This window comes from Arthrobacter alkaliphilus, from assembly GCF_021483235.1.
In the GTDB taxonomy this organism is placed as follows: domain Bacteria; phylum Actinomycetota; class Actinomycetes; order Actinomycetales; family Micrococcaceae; genus Arthrobacter; species Arthrobacter alkaliphilus.
This window is the reverse complement of sequence record NZ_JAKEEC010000004.1, coordinates 155,559-170,007: the sequence shown is the minus strand read 5'-3', so window position 1 is coordinate 170,007 and position 14,449 is coordinate 155,559. Positions and strand designations below refer to the sequence as shown.

Annotated in this window: 21 protein-coding genes; 1 reads left to right on the top strand and 20 read right to left on the bottom strand. The window is 61.3% G+C overall.

The features are described from left to right. Positions 1-2: 2 nt before the first annotated feature. The 17 genes from rplR to rpsJ form a co-directional block, all read right to left on the bottom strand. Positions 3-386 (bottom strand): 50S ribosomal protein L18, encoded by a 384-nt coding sequence (rplR, locus tag L0B83_RS05265; protein ID WP_234757354.1) that lies wholly within the window; start codon positions 384-386, stop codon positions 3-5. A gap of 3 nt (positions 387-389) precedes the next feature. Further along, complete coding sequence (gene rplF, locus L0B83_RS05260) at positions 390-926, bottom strand: 50S ribosomal protein L6 (RefSeq protein WP_234757353.1); 537 nt, start codon at positions 924-926, stop codon at positions 390-392. Positions 927-944: 18 nt separating this feature from the next. Beyond that, positions 945-1,343: a 30S ribosomal protein S8 gene (gene rpsH / locus L0B83_RS05255; protein WP_142938374.1), complete on the bottom strand. Its 399-nt coding sequence runs from the start codon at positions 1,341-1,343 to the stop codon at positions 945-947. A 77-nt stretch (positions 1,344-1,420) separates the two neighbouring features. Continuing rightward, entirely contained in the window at positions 1,421-2,008 is a 588-nt protein-coding gene (gene rplE, locus L0B83_RS05250; RefSeq protein WP_234757352.1) for a 50S ribosomal protein L5, read from the bottom strand. Beyond that, entirely contained in the window at positions 2,008-2,367 is a 360-nt protein-coding gene (gene rplX, locus L0B83_RS05245; protein WP_234757351.1) for a 50S ribosomal protein L24, read from the bottom strand. Before rplX ends, rplE begins: the two co-directional genes overlap by 1 nt. Positions 2,368-2,370: 3 nt before the next feature. Beyond that, entirely contained in the window at positions 2,371-2,739 is a 369-nt protein-coding gene (gene rplN / locus L0B83_RS05240) for a 50S ribosomal protein L14 (RefSeq protein ID WP_003803789.1), read from the bottom strand. A 349-nt stretch (positions 2,740-3,088) separates the two neighbouring features. Next, a complete protein-coding gene (gene rpsQ, locus L0B83_RS05235; protein WP_308193958.1) occupies positions 3,089-3,388 on the bottom strand; it encodes a 30S ribosomal protein S17 in 300 nt (99 codons plus the stop codon). Next, positions 3,385-3,708, bottom strand: a complete 324-nt coding sequence (rpmC, locus tag L0B83_RS05230; protein ID WP_308193957.1) for a 50S ribosomal protein L29 — start codon at positions 3,706-3,708, stop codon at positions 3,385-3,387. The genes rpsQ and rpmC overlap by 4 nt, the downstream gene beginning before the upstream one ends. A 2-nt stretch (positions 3,709-3,710) precedes the next feature. After that, a complete protein-coding gene (gene rplP, locus L0B83_RS05225; RefSeq protein WP_028265101.1) occupies positions 3,711-4,127 on the bottom strand; it encodes a 50S ribosomal protein L16 in 417 nt (138 codons plus the stop codon). Then, positions 4,128-4,964, bottom strand: a complete 837-nt coding sequence (gene rpsC / locus L0B83_RS05220) for a 30S ribosomal protein S3 (protein WP_028265102.1) — start codon at positions 4,962-4,964, stop codon at positions 4,128-4,130. After that, complete coding sequence (gene rplV / locus L0B83_RS05215; RefSeq protein ID WP_234757350.1) at positions 4,965-5,330, bottom strand: 50S ribosomal protein L22; 366 nt, start codon at positions 5,328-5,330, stop codon at positions 4,965-4,967. It abuts the gene before it with no gap. A gap of 38 nt (positions 5,331-5,368) precedes the next feature. Beyond that, on the bottom strand, positions 5,369-5,650 hold the full coding sequence (gene rpsS / locus L0B83_RS05210; RefSeq protein ID WP_003803803.1) for a 30S ribosomal protein S19: 282 nt from the start codon (positions 5,648-5,650) through the stop codon (positions 5,369-5,371). Between the two features lie 12 nt (positions 5,651-5,662). Continuing rightward, the gene (gene rplB / locus L0B83_RS05205; protein WP_234757349.1) at positions 5,663-6,502 is read right to left on the bottom strand and encodes a 50S ribosomal protein L2; all 840 of its coding nucleotides are present in this window, start codon (positions 6,500-6,502) and stop codon (positions 5,663-5,665) included. 29 nt (positions 6,503-6,531) lie between these two features. After that, the gene (gene rplW, locus L0B83_RS05200; RefSeq protein ID WP_234757348.1) at positions 6,532-6,837 is read right to left on the bottom strand and encodes a 50S ribosomal protein L23; all 306 of its coding nucleotides are present in this window, start codon (positions 6,835-6,837) and stop codon (positions 6,532-6,534) included. Further along, entirely contained in the window at positions 6,834-7,451 is a 618-nt protein-coding gene (gene rplD, locus L0B83_RS05195) for a 50S ribosomal protein L4 (protein WP_234757347.1), read from the bottom strand. The genes rplW and rplD overlap by 4 nt, the downstream gene beginning before the upstream one ends. 4 nt (positions 7,452-7,455) lie before the next feature. Next, complete coding sequence (gene rplC, locus L0B83_RS05190) at positions 7,456-8,106, bottom strand: 50S ribosomal protein L3 (protein ID WP_234757346.1); 651 nt, start codon at positions 8,104-8,106, stop codon at positions 7,456-7,458. Between the two features lie 18 nt (positions 8,107-8,124). Further along, positions 8,125-8,433 carry a 30S ribosomal protein S10 gene (rpsJ, locus tag L0B83_RS05185; protein ID WP_003803825.1) on the bottom strand — a complete coding sequence of 103 codons (309 nt, stop codon included), beginning with the start codon at positions 8,431-8,433 and terminating at the stop codon, positions 8,125-8,127. Between the two features lie 389 nt (positions 8,434-8,822). Between rpsJ and L0B83_RS05180 the strand changes: the two genes are divergently transcribed. Next, complete coding sequence (locus tag L0B83_RS05180; RefSeq protein WP_234757345.1) at positions 8,823-10,265, top strand: GH1 family beta-glucosidase; 1,443 nt, start codon at positions 8,823-8,825, stop codon at positions 10,263-10,265. 103 nt (positions 10,266-10,368) lie between these two features. On the opposite strand, the gene tuf is transcribed toward L0B83_RS05180, so the two are convergent. The 3 genes from tuf to rpsG form a co-directional block, all read right to left on the bottom strand. Beyond that, positions 10,369-11,559: an elongation factor Tu gene (gene tuf / locus L0B83_RS05175; protein ID WP_234757344.1), complete on the bottom strand. Its 1,191-nt coding sequence runs from the start codon at positions 11,557-11,559 to the stop codon at positions 10,369-10,371. A 235-nt stretch (positions 11,560-11,794) separates the two neighbouring features. Further along, complete coding sequence (gene fusA, locus L0B83_RS05170) at positions 11,795-13,909, bottom strand: elongation factor G (RefSeq protein WP_234757343.1); 2,115 nt, start codon at positions 13,907-13,909, stop codon at positions 11,795-11,797. 69 nt (positions 13,910-13,978) lie between these two features. After that, on the bottom strand, positions 13,979-14,449 hold the full coding sequence (gene rpsG / locus L0B83_RS05165; protein ID WP_059387355.1) for a 30S ribosomal protein S7: 471 nt from the start codon (positions 14,447-14,449) through the stop codon (positions 13,979-13,981).

The window sequence follows — 14,449 nt, the reverse complement described above, 5'->3', positions numbered from 1 at the left end:
GGTCACAGTGCCAGCCCACCTTCACGTGCGCCGTCAGCGACGGCGGCGATCCGGCCGTGGTACTTGTTACCACCGCGGTCGAAGACAACGGCTTCGATGCCTGCAGCCTTGGCACGCTCGGCAACGAGCTCGCCGACGCGCTTGGCCTTGGCAGTCTTGTCGCCGTCGAATGCCCGAAGGTCGGCTTCCAGGGTGGAAGCGTAGGCCACGGTTACACCCTTGCTGTCATCGACAACCTGGACGAAGATGTGGCGTGCGGAACGGTTGACGACCAGACGAGGACGAACAGCCGTGCCGGTGATGCGCTTGCGGATACGAAGCTGGCGACGGCTGCGCGAAGCAGACTTGCTCTTGTTCGACCGCTTCTTGTTAATTGCGATGGCCATGGTTTACTTACCAGCCTTTCCGACCTTGCGGCGGATAACTTCGCCGGCGTAACGGACGCCCTTGCCCTTGTAGGGGTCAGGCTTGCGCAGCTTGCGAATGTTGGCAGCAACCTCGCCGACCTGCTGCTTGGAGATACCAGCGACGGAGAGCTTGGTCGGCCCCTCCACCGTGAAGGTGATGCCTTCCGGAGCGGAGACATTGACCGGGTGGCTGAAGCCGAGAGCGAACTCAAGGTCAGCACCCTTGGCCTGAACGCGGTAACCGGTACCAACGATTTCAAGCTTCTTTTCGTAACCCTTGGTGACGCCCTCGATCATGTTGGCGATCAAGGTGCGGGTCAGGCCGTGCAGGGAACGCGAAGCGCGCTCGTCGTTCGGGCGGGTGACGGTCAAGGTGTTTTCGTCCAGGGTGACCTCGATCGGGCTGGCTACAGTGTGGCTCAGCTCGCCCTTGGTGCCCTTGACGTTGATGACGGAGCCATCAACCTTGACTTCGACGCCGGCGGGAACGGTGATGGGGAGACGTCCAATACGTGACATTATTCTCTTCCTTTCCCGTTACCAGACGTACGCGAGGACTTCGCCGCCCACGCCCTTCTTGCCGGCCTGCTTGTCAGTCAGGAGGCCGGAAGAGGTGGACAGGATTGCGATACCCAGGCCACCCAGCACGTGAGGCAGGTTGGTGGACTTCGCGTAAACACGGAGACCGGGCTTGGAAATGCGGCGGACACCAGCGATCGAACGCTCGCGGTTCGGACCGAACTTGAGGTCGATGGTCAGCTTCTTGCCGACTTCGGCTTCCTCTTCCTTCCAGCCAGCGATGTAACCCTCTGCCTTCAGGATGTCGGCAACGCGTGCCTTGAGCTTGCTGTACGGCATGCTCACGGTGTCGTGGTAAGCCGAGTTGGCGTTGCGCAGACGCGTAAGCATGTCTGCGACAGGATCTGTCATAGTCATTGTGGGCTCTTGCCCTTCCTCGTAATGGTTTCCGCGTTGGCTAAAAAACAGCCGCGGCCGGACCTACTACGTAGTTATTAGTCTTCGGATTTGAACGGGAAGCCAAGTGCCTTGAGCAGCGCACGGCCTTCGTCATCGGTCTTGGCAGTGGTGACAACCGTGATGTCCATACCGCGAACGCGGTCGATGGAGTCCTGGTCGATTTCGTGGAACATAACCTGCTCGGTCAGACCGAAGGTGTAGTTGCCGTTGCCGTCGAACTGCTTGCCGTTGAGGCCGCGGAAGTCGCGGATACGGGGCAGGGCGAGGGTCACGAGGCGGTCCACGAATTCCCACATACGGTCCCCACGCAGAGTTGCGTGTGCACCGATGGGCATGCCTTCGCGCAGCTTGAACTGGGCGATCGACTTGCGGGCCTTGGTTACCTGCGGCTTCTGGCCGGTGATCAGGGTGAGATCGCGGACAGCGCCGTCGATCAGCTTGGAGTCCTTGGCGGCATCTCCAACACCCATGTTCACAACAACCTTCACCAGGCGGGGAACCTGGTTCACGTTCTCGTACTTGAATTCCTCAACCAGGGTCTGCTTGATGGAATCGGCGTACTTCGTCTTCAGACGCGGAACGATCTTGCTCACTGCGGCGGTCTCAGACAGTGTCTCGCTCATTAGATGTCCTTCCCGGATGCCTTGGACACGCGGATACGGACGGTCTTGGAGACGCCGTCCTTCTCAACGGTCTCGAGACGGAAACCAACGCGGGTCGGCTTCTTGGTCGAGGGGTCAACAAGAGCAACGTTGGAGACGTGGATCGGGGCCTCGACGACCTCGATGCCACCGGTCTTGGTGCCGCGCTGCGACTGACCGACCTTGGTGTGCTTGGTGACTCGGTTGATGCCTTCTACCAGAACGCGGTTGGCCTCCGGGTAAACGCGCAAAACCTTACCCTGCTTGCCGCGGTCGCCGCCGCGCTCCTGCTTGGCTCCGGTGATGACCTGAACGAGGTCACCCTTCTTGATCTTAGCCATGGACTAAAGCACCTCCGGGGCCAGGGAGACGATCTTCATGAACTTCTTGTCACGGAGTTCACGACCAACCGGGCCGAAGATACGGGTACCGCGGGGGTCGCCGTCGTTCTTCAGAATCACAGCTGCGTTCTCGTCAAACTTGATGTAGGAACCATCCGCACGGCGGCGTTCCTTCTTGGTACGAACGATGACAGCCTTGACGACGTCACCCTTCTTTACGTTGCCGCCCGGGATAGCGTCCTTGACGGTTGCGACGATGACGTCGCCAATGCCTGCGTAGCGACGGCCGGATCCACCGAGAACGCGAATGGTAAGGATTTCCTTAGCACCCGTGTTGTCGGCGACCTTCAGTCGCGACTCCTGCTGAATCAATTTTTACTCCTTGCGTCGCGCCGGTTCTCAGACCGAAATGGTGCATACGGAATGAGCCTTGCGGAACGGTTGATCGGGGTGTCTCTTGACCTGCCTGGATTTTGCCAGTGCAGGCCTAAACTCCCGTGCCGCCAGCATCAGCTTCCCTTGCGGAAATAACTGCTCGGGGCAGTATGCCGCGGCACGATTGTTTACGAGGTTGGTTGTCGACGCACAACTGGCGCCATACAAACTCAATATCCTAGCACGTTTTATGCTAGGGACCGAAATGCGGAAAGGCCCGCATCCCTTACGGAATACGGGCCTTCCAGCCAATCCATATCGCTGCCGGACAAAGCCCGGCGCGGGATTACTTAGCCTTCTCGAGGATCTCCACGAGCCGCCAGTTCTTGGTGGCGGACAGCGGACGGGTCTCGGCGATCAGAACGAGGTCGCCGATGCCGGCAGTGTTCTGTTCGTCGTGAGCCTTGACCTTCGAAGTGCGGCGAATAACCTTGCCGTACAGAGCGTGCTTCACGCGGTCTTCAACCTGGACAACGATGGTCTTTTCCATCTTGTCCGAGACAACGTAGCCGCGACGCGTCTTACGGTAACCGCGCTGTCCAGCGCTGGCTGCTGTTTCCGTCACAGTTTCCTTCTGTTCGCTCACTTGGCGTCCTCTCCAGCCTCGGCTTCGGCCTTCTCAGCCTTGGCTGCTGCCTTCTTGGACTTCTTTTCTTCCTTGGCTTCCACAACCGGTGCGGCAACCTCGGCACGAATGCCCAGTTCGCGCTCACGGAGAACGGTGTAGATGCGTGCGATGTCCTTCTTTACCGCGCGCAGACGACCGTGGTTCTCCAGCTGTCCGGTGGCGGACTGGAAACGCAGGTTGAACAGCTCTTCCTTGGACTTGCGGAGTTCTTCAACGAGACGCTCGTTGTCGAAACCGTCCAGCTGTGCGGGTGCGAGATCCTTCGACCCTACTGCCATTTCTATTCACCACCTTCGCGACGCACAATGCGTGCCTTCAACGGCAGCTTGTGGATTGCCAGGCGCAGTGCCTCGCGAGCTACCTCTTCATTGACACCGGCGAGTTCGAAGAGAACGCGGCCCGGCTTGACGTTTGCGACCCACCATTCCGGAGAACCCTTACCGGAACCCATACGGGTTTCGGCCGGCTTCTTCGTCAGCGGACGGTCCGGGTAAATGTTGATCCAGACCTTGCCGCCACGCTTGATGTGGCGGGTCATCGCGATACGGGCAGACTCGATCTGACGGTTCGTGACGTAGGCCGGGCTCAGAGCCTGGATGCCGTACTCACCGAAGGTGACCTTGGTGCCGCCCGTTGCAGCGCCGGAACGACCCGGGTGGTGCTGCTTACGGTGCTTGACTCGACGTGGGATAAGCATTTAAGCCTGTCCTCCTTCTGCTGCGGGAGCAGCAGCTTCAGCTGCCGGAGCCTCTGCAGCAACGGGTGCTGCGTCAGCTGCCGGACGGTCGGTACGACGACGGCGGTCACCACGGTCGGCGCCACCCGGGCGGCCCGGGCGGTCGCTGGGGCCGCGGCCGCGGGACGGAGCAGCAGCTGCCTGCTGAGCCAGTTCCTTGGCGGTGACGTCGCCCTTGTAGATCCAGACCTTCACGCCGATGCGGCCGAAGGTGGTCTTGGCCTCGTAGAAGCCGTAGTCGATGTTCGCACGCAGGGTGTGCAGGGGCACACGGCCTTCGCGGTAGAACTCCGAGCGGGACATTTCTGCGCCACCCAGTCGGCCGGAGCAGGCAATACGGATACCCTTGGCACCCGCACGCTGTGCGGACTGCATTGCCTTCTTCATCGCACGGCGGAAAGCCACGCGGGAAGTCAGCTGCTCAGCAACGCCCTGGGCAACAAGCTGTGCTTCCATCTCGGGGTTCTTGACCTCGAGAATGTTCAGCTGGACCTGCTTGCCGGTGAGCTTTTCGAGCTCGCCGCGAATGCGGTCTGCCTCTGCGCCGCGGCGGCCGATGACGATACCCGGGCGAGCCGTGTGGATGTCCACGCGGACACGGTCACGGGTGCGCTCGATTTCGACCTTGGCGATGCCGGCGCGCTCCATGCCCGTGGACATGAGCTGGCGGATGCGGATGTCTTCGCGAACGAAGTCCTTGTACCGCTGCCCGGCCTTGGTGCTGTCAGCAAACCAGTGCGATACGTGATCGGTGGTGATGCCGAGTCGGAACCCGTGCGGGTTTACTTTCTGTCCCACTTAGCGAGCCTCCTCTTTCTCCGGGGTAGCGACTACCACGGTGATGTGGCTCGTGCGCTTCTTGATCTGAAATGCGCGACCCTGTGCACGCGGCTGGAACCGCTTCATGGTCGGGCCTTCATCAACAAACGCTTCGCTGATGTAGAGGTCTCCGTCGTCAAAGGCAACGCCGTCGCGGTCCGCGAGGACCCGTGCGTTTGCCATTGCCGACTGAACTACCTTGAATACCGGCTCCGAAGCTGCCTGCTCGGCGAACTTCAGAATTGCCAGAGCCTCATTCGCTTGCTTACCACGAACAAGGTTGACGACGCGCCGGGCCTTCATAGGCGTTACGCGGATGTGACGCGCAATAGCCTTGGCTTCCATTGCTTTCCTTCTCTCGTCTTAGCCGAAGAACCAGCGCCTTAGCGGCGCTTGCCCTTGCGGTCGTCCTTGACATGGCCGCGGAATGTCCGCGTGGGAGCGAATTCGCCGAGCTTGTGCCCGACCATCGACTCAGTGACAAACACCGGGATGTGCTTGCGTCCGTCGTGTACGGCGATCGTGTGACCCAGCATGTCGGGGATGATCATCGAACGGCGGGACCAGGTCTTGATGACGTTCTTGGTGCCCTTTTCGTTTTCCCTGGCGACCTTCACAAAGAGGTGCTGGTCAACGAAAGGACCTTTTTTCAGGCTGCGTGGCATGTGTCCAGGCTCCTATCGCTTGTTCTTGCCAGTACGACGGCGACGAACAATAAGCTTGTCGCTCTCTTTGTTGGGGCGGCGGGTACGGCCCTCGGGCTTGCCGTTCGGGTTGACCGGGTGACGTCCACCGGAAGTCTTGCCTTCACCACCACCGTGCGGGTGGTCGACCGGGTTCATGGCGACACCACGCACGGTCGGGCGGACGCCCTTCCAGCGCATGCGGCCGGCCTTGCCCCAGTTGATGTTGGACTGCTCGGCGTTGCCGACCTCGCCGACGGTTGCGCGGCAGCGCACGTCAACGTTGCGGATTTCACCGGAGGGCAGACGCAGCTGGGCGAAACGGCCTTCCTTGGCGACGAGCTGTACCGAAGCACCTGCGGAACGGGCCATCTTGGCGCCGCCACCCGGACGCAGTTCGACTGCGTGGATAACGGTACCGACCGGGATGTTGCGCAGCGGCAGGTTGTTGCCCGGCTTGATGTCAGCGTCGGGACCAGCCTCGACGAAGTCACCCTGGGACAGCTTGTTCGGGGCGATGATGTAACGCTTGGTGCCATCAACGTAGTGCAGGAGGGCGATGCGAGCCGTGCGGTTCGGATCGTACTCGATTTCGGCAACGCGGGCGTTGACGCCGTCCTTGTCGTGGCGACGGAAGTCGATCAGACGGTACTGGCGCTTGTGGCCACCACCCTTGTGACGGGTAGTGATCTTACCGGTGTTGTTACGGCCGCCGGTCTTGTGCAGCGGACGCAGCAACGACTTTTCCGGAGTCGATCGCGTGATTTCGGAGAAGTCGGCTACGCTCGAGCCACGACGGCCCGGGGTAGTCGGCTTGTATTTACGGATTCCCATAATTCATTTCCTCGTTAAAGTGGTCTCCGCTACGCGAGCGGACCGCCGAAGATGTCGATTGTGCCTTCTTTGAGGGTGACAATCGCACGCTTGGTGCTCTTGCGCTGTCCCCAGCCGAATTTGGTCCGCTTGCGCTTACCGGCACGGTTGATGGTGTTGATCGATTCGACCTTGACGGAGAAAATCTTCTCCACGGCCAGCTTGATCTCGGTCTTGTTCGAGCGAGGGTCCACCAGGAAGGTGTACTTGCCCTCGTCGATCAGGCCGTAGCTCTTTTCCGAGACGACGGGTGCAATGATGACGTCGCGCGGGTCTTTGATGGTGGCTGCACTCACTTGGCATCCTCCTCGTTCTTTGCCTTATCAGCGATGAAAGCCTCGAACGCAGCCTTGGTGAAGACAACGTCGTCGGAAACCAACACGTCGTAGGTGTTCAGCTGGTCTGCGTACAGAACGTGAACCTCTGCGAGGTTGCGCACGGACAGTGCGGCAACATCGTTGGCGCGCTCGATGACAACGAGCAGGTTCCGGCGATCGGAGACTGCACGCAACGCGGCCAGTGCTTCCTTGGAGGACGGCTTGGTGCCGGCGACCAGTTCGGAAACGACGTGGATGCGGCCGTTACGGGCGCGGTCGGACAGGGCGCCACGCAGTGCGGCAGCCTTCATCTTCTTGGGGGTCCGCTGGCTGTAGTCACGCGGCGTCGGGCCGTGGACGATGCCACCACCGGTCATGTGCGGAGCACGGATGGAACCCTGACGGGCGCGGCCGGTGCCCTTCTGCTTGAACGGCTTGCGGCCTGCACCGGAAACTTCGGCGCGGGTCTTGGTCTTGTGGGTACCCTGGCGAGCAGCAGCGAGCTGTGCGACGACGACCTGGTGCAGCAGCGGCACGTTGGTCTGGACGTCGAAGATCTCTGCAGGCAGGTCTACCTTGACAGTGCTAGTCATCTAACTAGGCTCCCTTCACGGCGGTGCGTACGAGGACGACCTGGCCGCGGGCGCCGGGGACGGCACCCTTGATAAGGAGCAGCGACTTCTCGGCGTCGACGGCGTGAACGGTGAGGTTCAGCGTGGTGTGACGTACTGCGCCCATGCGACCGGCCATTTTCAGACCCTTGAAGACGCGGCTCGGGGTGGATGCGCCACCGATGGAACCGGGCTTGCGGTGGTTCTTGTGCGCACCGTGGGAGGCTCCAACACCGGAGAAGCCGTGACGCTTCATAACACCGGCGAAGCCCTTGCCCTTGCTGGTACCGACGACGTCGATCTTCTGGCCGGCTTCGAAGAGCTCAACAGAAAGCTCCTGGCCCAGTTCGTAAGATGCGGCGTCTGCAGTGCGCAGTTCGACGACGTGGCGGCGAGGAGTTACGCCAGCCTTTTCAAAGTGACCAGCCAGCGGCTTGGTGACCTTGCGGGGATCGATCTGGCCGTAGCCGATCTGAACGGCGACATAGCCATCAGTCTCTGCGTTGCGCAGCTGGGTGATGACGTTGGAGTCAGCCTGGACGACAGTTACCGGGATGAGCTTGTTGTTCTCGTCCCAGACCTGGGTCATGCCGAGCTTCGTGCCCAGCAGGCCCTTTACGTTACGGGTTGCGGTCATAGTTTTCTCAGCACCTCCCTACAGCTTGATTTCGATGTTCACGTCGGCCGGCAGGTCGAGACGCATGAGCGAGTCAACAGCCTTGGGCGTGGGGTCGATGATGTCGATCAGACGCTTGTGAGTACGCATTTCAAAGTGCTCGCGGCTGTCCTTGTACTTGTGGGGAGAGCGGATAACGCAGTACACGTTCTTCTCCGTCGGCAGCGGCACGGGGCCCACTACCGTTGCGCCTGCGCGCGTGACCGTCTCAACGATCTTCCGCGCTGAAACATCAATGACCTCGTGGTCATATGACTTCAGCCGGATGCGGATTTTTTGTCCCGCCATGTCGCCTGACTCTCTTTCAGTCCTTGCTGCCCTCGGATAAAGGCTGCCCTGTTCACTTACGTGTTGTATGTGGCTGCCGAAGCATTTGAAGCAGTACTACCACCCGCCGCACAAGCTGAATCCGGAAAGATCCGGGTTCCTCAACCTGCCGGCGTAACCGACCCCCGCGGTCGGGCGTGTCGCAACTTCTGAGCGGACGCGACCGTGTTCCTTTGGGGATCTGGGTTATGTTTGGGCTTCAGCTTGGACCCTGACACCCGGCATTATCCGGATCGGGACGCGAAGAAGCGCTTGAACAACTCATCTAGTATGCCGGAATTCCCCGGCAGAAGCCAATCGGGCCTCAACGGACCATTGCCATCGGCTCCAGCCGTCGGGATGATTGGGGCATGACCGTCCAAGATACTGCCACGGTGGAGGATCTTGCAAGCCGGATCCGCCGGCACTTCACCTTGGGAGTCGCTGCGGCGGCCTTCCAGATCGAGGGCTCACTCACGGCGGACGGACGCGGACCGTCGAGCTGGGACGCATTTGCCGAGAAGCCCGGGACGATCGTTGACGGGCACTCCCCCGCAGTCGCCTGCGACCACTACAACCGTACGGACGAGGACATCGCCCTCATGCAGGACCTGGGTGTTGATTCCTACCGGTTCTCCCTCTCCTGGCCGCGGATCCAGCCCGGAGGCAAGGGACCCATCAACCAACCGGGCCTGGACTTCTACGACCGCCTGATCGACAAACTCCTCAAGGCCGGGGTCTCCCCCATGGTGACCCTGTTCCATTGGGATACTCCCCTGCAGTTGGAGCACGACGGCGGCTGGCTGAACAGGGCGACGGCGGAACGGTTTGCCGAGTACGCCGCTGCGGCGGCGCACCGCCTCGGTGACCGCGTGGCCCAATGGGTCACCCTCAACGAACCCGTCTCGGTCGCGTTGCAGGGTTATGCGCTCGGCGTCCACGCTCCCGGCAGGCGGCTGCTATTCGACGCGCTGCCGGCTGCCCACCACCAGTTGCTGGGCCACGGCCTGGCCGTCCAAGCGCTGCGCGCCGCGGGCGTGGCCGGCGCTGTCGGCGTCGCCAATGTCCATTCCCCGGTCCGGCCCGCAAGCAAACGGTTGGCCGACGGGCTCATGGCGAAGGCCTTCGACCTCATCTTCAACAGGGTGTATGCCGATCCCATCCTGCTGGGGAGGTATCCGAAGCCGCCACTGCAGGTGAAGCCTTGGTTCCGGGCCTTGAGCAAGGTCCCCGACGAAGACCTCAAGACGATCCACCAGCCGTTGGATTTCTACGGGTTGAATTACTATTACCCCATCAAGGTGGCCTCGGGACGCGGCGACGGAACCGCGCACTGGAACACCCCGGACATGATGGCCAAGCTGCCGTTCCACCTTGCAGCCTTCCCCGAATACGAAACCACGGGATTCGGTTGGCCTGTAGCTCCGGAACACCTCGGGATCCTGCTGCGGGAGTTGAAAGACCGCTACGGCGCGGCGCTGCCTCCGCTCTTCATCACTGAGAGCGGCGCAAGCTTTCCGGAGCCGGACCACACCCAGGGCCCGGTTCACGACACCGACCGCATCAACTACCTGGCTTCGCACCTTGAACAGGCCTTGAGCGCCACCGCCCCCGGCGGGATCGCGGACGACGTCGAACTCCTGGGCTACTACGTCTGGACGCTGCTGGACAACTTCGAATGGGCCGCCGGCTATTCGCAGCGGTTCGGCCTGGTGCACGTGGATTTCGAGACCCTCGAGAGAACGCCGAAGGACTCGTACTACTGGTACCAGTCCTTGAGCAAGGCACGCCGGAATCATGCCGTCGATACTTAGACGACGGCAAAGAAGAACCCCGCCACCATAAGGTGACGGGGCTCTTTTTTGGTTTGCTACCGGACGCCCGGCGTCCGGTCCTCCACCGATCTACAAGTAGGAACTACTTGAGGATCTTGGTGACACGTCCCGAACCAACGGTGCGGCCACCTTCACGGATTGCGAAGCCGAGGCCCTCTTCCATTGCGATCGGCTGGATGAGCTCAACGGTCATCTCAGTGTTGTCGCCAGGCATAACCATTTCCGTGCCTTCCGGCAGGGTGATAACGCCGGTTACGTCCGTGGTACGGAAGTAGAACTGCGGGCGGTAGTTCGAGTAGAACGGGTTGTGGCGTCCGCCTTCGTCCTTGGAAAGGATGTAGACGTTGGCCTCGAAGTCGGTGTGCGGGGTGATGGAACCCGGCTTGACGACAACCTGGCCACGCTCGACGTCGTCGCGCTTCAGACCGCGGAGCAGGAGGCCACAGTTCTCGCCGGCCCATGCTTCGTCGAGCTGCTTGTGGAACATCTCGATACCGGTAACGGTGGTCTTCTGGACCGGACGGATACCAACGATTTCAACTTCGGAGTTGATCGCGAGGGTACCACGCTCGGCGCGGCCCGTAACGACGGTGCCACGACCGGTGATCGTGAAGACGTCTTCGATCGGCATCAGGAACGGCTTGTCGCGGTCACGAACGGGGTCCGGAACCGAGTTGTCGACAGCTTCCATGAGGTCTTCGATGGACTTGACCCACTCAGCGTCGCCTTCGAGGGCCTTCAGGCCGGAAACGCGGATGACCGGAGCGTCGTCGCCGTCGAAGCCCTGCGAGCTCAGGAGCTCACGAACTTCCATTTCGACGAGGTCGAGGAGTTCCTCGTCCTCAACCATGTCAGCCTTGTTCAACGCGACCAGCAGGTAGGGAACACCAACCTGGCGGGCGAGCAGGACGTGCTCGCGGGTCTGGGCCATCGGACCGTCGGTAGCGGCAACCACGAGGATTGCGCCGTCCATCTGGGCAGCACCGGTGATCATGTTCTTGATGTAGTCAGCGTGACCCGGAGCGTCCACGTGTGCGTAGTGGCGCTTTTCGGTCTGGTACTCAACGTGCGAGATGTTGATGGTAATACCGCGCTGACGCTCTTCCGGAGCAGAGTCGATCGACGCGAAGTCACGCTTCTCGTTGAGAGTGGGGTACTTGTCGTACAGCACCTTGGAAATGGCGGCAGTCAGCGTCGTCTTACCGTGGTCAACGTGACCGATGGTGCCGATGTTGACGTGCGGCTTAGTCCGCTCGAACTTTGCCTTTGCCACAGGTTCCTCCTAGAACGATTTCAAGTGAGTTGCTCCTCGGCCGCGCTTTTCGCGGCAGAAACTCCAGCAAGTCTACTTGGGGGCTTTGGTTTTGGTGAAATTGCAGATTCAGGAACCAATGCTAGTACCTGGAGTCTGTTCGCGCAGGAGCCGGACCGCGGCCGGGGCTACAGCCCGGCGCCTGCACTGAATGCTTTCCCGGAACGGGCCAGCATCCTGGATTTTCCGTCGGTGATTACTCGCCGCGGGTCTTCTGGATGATCTCGTCGGCAACTGCCTTCGGGACCTCGGCGTAGCTGTTGAACGTCATGGAGTACACAGCACGGCCCTGGGTCTTCGAACGCAGGTCACCGATGTAGCCGAACATTCCGGACAGCGGAACGTGCGCACGGATCACCTTGACGCCGGCAGCATCTTCCATGGACTGCATCTGGCCACGGCGGGAGTTCAGGTCACCAATAACGTCACCCATGTATTCCTCAGGGGTGCGGACCTCAACTTCCATCATCGGTTCGAGCAGGACCGGGTTCGCCTTGCGCGCAGCTTCCTTGAATGCCATGCGCCCGGCGATCTTGAAGGCCATTTCCGAAGAGTCGACGTCGTGGTACGCGCCGTCAATCAGGGTGGCCTTGATGCCGACAACCGGGTAACCGGCCAGAACGCCGTCGGTGAGTGCATCCTGGATGCCCGCGTCGACGGACGGGATGTACTCGCGGGGCACGCGGCCACCGGTGACCTTGTTCTCGAATGCGTAGAGCTCGCCGTCGGTGGTGTCCATCGGCTCGATGGCGATCTGGACCTTTGCGAACTGGCCCGAACCACCGGTCTGCTTCTTGTGCGTGTAGTCGTGACGCTCTACAGCGCGCTTGATGGTTTCGCGGTACGCAACCTGCGGCTTGCCGACGTTTGCCTCGACCTTGAATTCGCGGCGCATGCGGTCCACCAGGATGTCCAGGTGGAGCTCGCCCATGCCGGCGATGATGGTCTGGCCGGTGTCTTCGTTGAGGGAGACCTGGAAGGTCGGGTCCTCAGCGGAGAGCTTCTGGATAGCCGTGGAGAGCTTCTCCTGGTCACCCTTGGTGTTCGGCTCGATCGCGACCGAGATCACGGGCTCCGGGAAGCTCATGGATTCCAGGACGATCTGCTCGGACGCGTCGCACAGGGTGTCACCCGTGGTGGTGTCCTTGAGGCCGATAGCTGCGTAGATGTGGCCGGCGGTAGCGCCTTCAACAGGCATTTCCTTGTTGGCGTGCATCTGGAACAGCTTGCCGATGCGCTCCTTCTTGCCCTTGGTGGAGTTGACCACCTGGGCGCCTGCTTCCACGTGACCGGAGTACACGCGGATGAAGGTGAGCTGGCCGAAGAACGGGTGCGCAGCGATCTTGAACGCCAGGGCCGAGAACGGCTCTTCGGCAGAAGGCTTGCGGGTCAGTTCCTTGGACTCGTCGCGCGGGTCGTGGCCGACCATGGGCGGGACGTCGAGGGGGTTCGGCAGGAAGTCGACAACAGCATCGAGCATCGGCTGTACGCCGCGGTTCTTGAAGGCAGAACCACAGAGAACCGGGTAGAGCTCGGAGTTGATGGTCATCTTGCGGATGCCGGCCTTGAGCTCCTCGAGGGTGAGTTCTTCACCCTCAAGGTACTTCTCCATGAGCTCTTCGGAAGACTCGGCGACAGTCTCAACGAGCTGCGCGCGGTATTCCTCAGCCTTGGCCTGGAGATCGGCGGGGATCTCCTGGACCTCGTACTTGGCACCCATGGTGACGTCACCCTTGGCATCGCCCGGCCAAACCAGGGCGCGCATCTGGAGGAGGTCCACGACGCCGACGAAGTCGTTCTCGGAACCGATGGGCAGCTGGAGGACCAGCGGCTTGGCACCGAGGCGGCTGATGATCGTGTCTACGGTGAAGTAGAAGTCGGCACCGAGCTTGTCCATCTTGTTGACGAAGCAAATACGCGGCACGTTGTACTTGTCGGCCTGGCGCCACACAGTCTCGGACTGCGGCTCGACGCCTTCCTTGCCATCGAAGACAGCAACGGCGCCGTCGAGGACGCGCAGGGAGCGCTCAACCTCGACCGTGAAGTCCACGTGGCCCGGGGTGTCGATGATGTTGATCTGGTTCTTGTCCCAGAAGCAAGTCACGGCGGCAGACGTGATGGTGATGCCGCGTTCCTTTTCCTGTTCCATCCAGTCAGTCGTCGAAGCACCGTCGTGCGTTTCGCCGATCTTGTGGTTCACACCTGTGTAGAACAGGATGCGCTCGGTGGTGGTGGTCTTGCCGGCATCGATGTGGGCCATGATGCCGATGTTGCGGACCTTGTTAAGGTCGGTAAGCACGTCCTGTGCCACGGGGTCTCCCTTTCGGATGGACTACACGTTCGCCGCCAGCTCGTCGGAGCCGGCGGCGAACGGGAAGTTTTACCAGCGGTAGTGTGCGAAGGCCTTGTTCGACTCGGCCATCTTGTGGGTGTCTTCGCGACGCTTCACAGCGGCACCGAGACCGTTGGACGCATCCAGGATTTCGTTCTGGAGGCGCTCGGTCATCGTCTTCTCGCGGCGGGCCTTGGAGTAGCCGACCAGCCAGCGGAGGGCCAGGGCGGTGGAACGGCCCGGCTTGACCTCAACGGGAACCTGGTAGGTTGCGCCACCGACACGGCGGGAGCGGACCTCGAGGGAAGGCTTGACGTTGTCCATGGCCTTCTTGAGGGCGGCGACGGGGTCGCCGCCGGACTTGGCGCGTGCACCTTCAAGTGCGCCGTAAACGATGCGCTCTGCGGTGGACTTCTTGCCGTCAATCAGAACCTTGTTGATCAGCTGGGTGACCAACGGGGAACCGTAAACGGGATCGGAAACGAGCGGCCGCTTCGGGGCCGGACCCTTGCGAGGCAT

Coding starts and splice junctions, on each gene's coding strand:
- rplR (WP_234757354.1), bottom strand. CDS start 386: ATGGCCATCGCAATTAACAAGAAGCGGTCGAACAAGAGCAAGTCTGCT.
- rplF (WP_234757353.1), bottom strand. CDS start 926: ATGTCACGTATTGGACGTCTCCCCATCACCGTTCCCGCCGGCGTCGAA.
- rpsH (WP_142938374.1), bottom strand. CDS start 1,343: ATGACTATGACAGATCCTGTCGCAGACATGCTTACGCGTCTGCGCAAC.
- rplE (WP_234757352.1), bottom strand. CDS start 2,008: ATGAGCGAGACACTGTCTGAGACCGCCGCAGTGAGCAAGATCGTTCCG.
- rplX (WP_234757351.1), bottom strand. CDS start 2,367: ATGGCTAAGATCAAGAAGGGTGACCTCGTTCAGGTCATCACCGGAGCC.
- rpmC (WP_308193957.1), bottom strand. CDS start 3,708: ATGGCAGTAGGGTCGAAGGATCTCGCACCCGCACAGCTGGACGGTTTC.
- rplP (WP_028265101.1), bottom strand. CDS start 4,127: ATGCTTATCCCACGTCGAGTCAAGCACCGTAAGCAGCACCACCCGGGT.
- rplV (WP_234757350.1), bottom strand. CDS start 5,330: ATGGAAGCCAAGGCTATTGCGCGTCACATCCGCGTAACGCCTATGAAG.
- rpsS (WP_003803803.1), bottom strand. CDS start 5,650: ATGCCACGCAGCCTGAAAAAAGGTCCTTTCGTTGACCAGCACCTCTTT.
- rplB (WP_234757349.1), bottom strand. CDS start 6,502: ATGGGAATCCGTAAATACAAGCCGACTACCCCGGGCCGTCGTGGCTCG.
- rplD (WP_234757347.1), bottom strand. CDS start 7,451: ATGACTAGCACTGTCAAGGTAGACCTGCCTGCAGAGATCTTCGACGTC.
- rplC (WP_234757346.1), bottom strand. CDS start 8,106: ATGACCGCAACCCGTAACGTAAAGGGCCTGCTGGGCACGAAGCTCGGC.
- rpsJ (WP_003803825.1), bottom strand. CDS start 8,433: ATGGCGGGACAAAAAATCCGCATCCGGCTGAAGTCATATGACCACGAG.
- L0B83_RS05180 (WP_234757345.1), top strand. CDS start 8,823: ATGACCGTCCAAGATACTGCCACGGTGGAGGATCTTGCAAGCCGGATC.
- rpsG (WP_059387355.1), bottom strand. CDS start 14,449: ATGCCTCGCAAGGGTCCGGCCCCGAAGCGGCCGCTCGTTTCCGATCCC.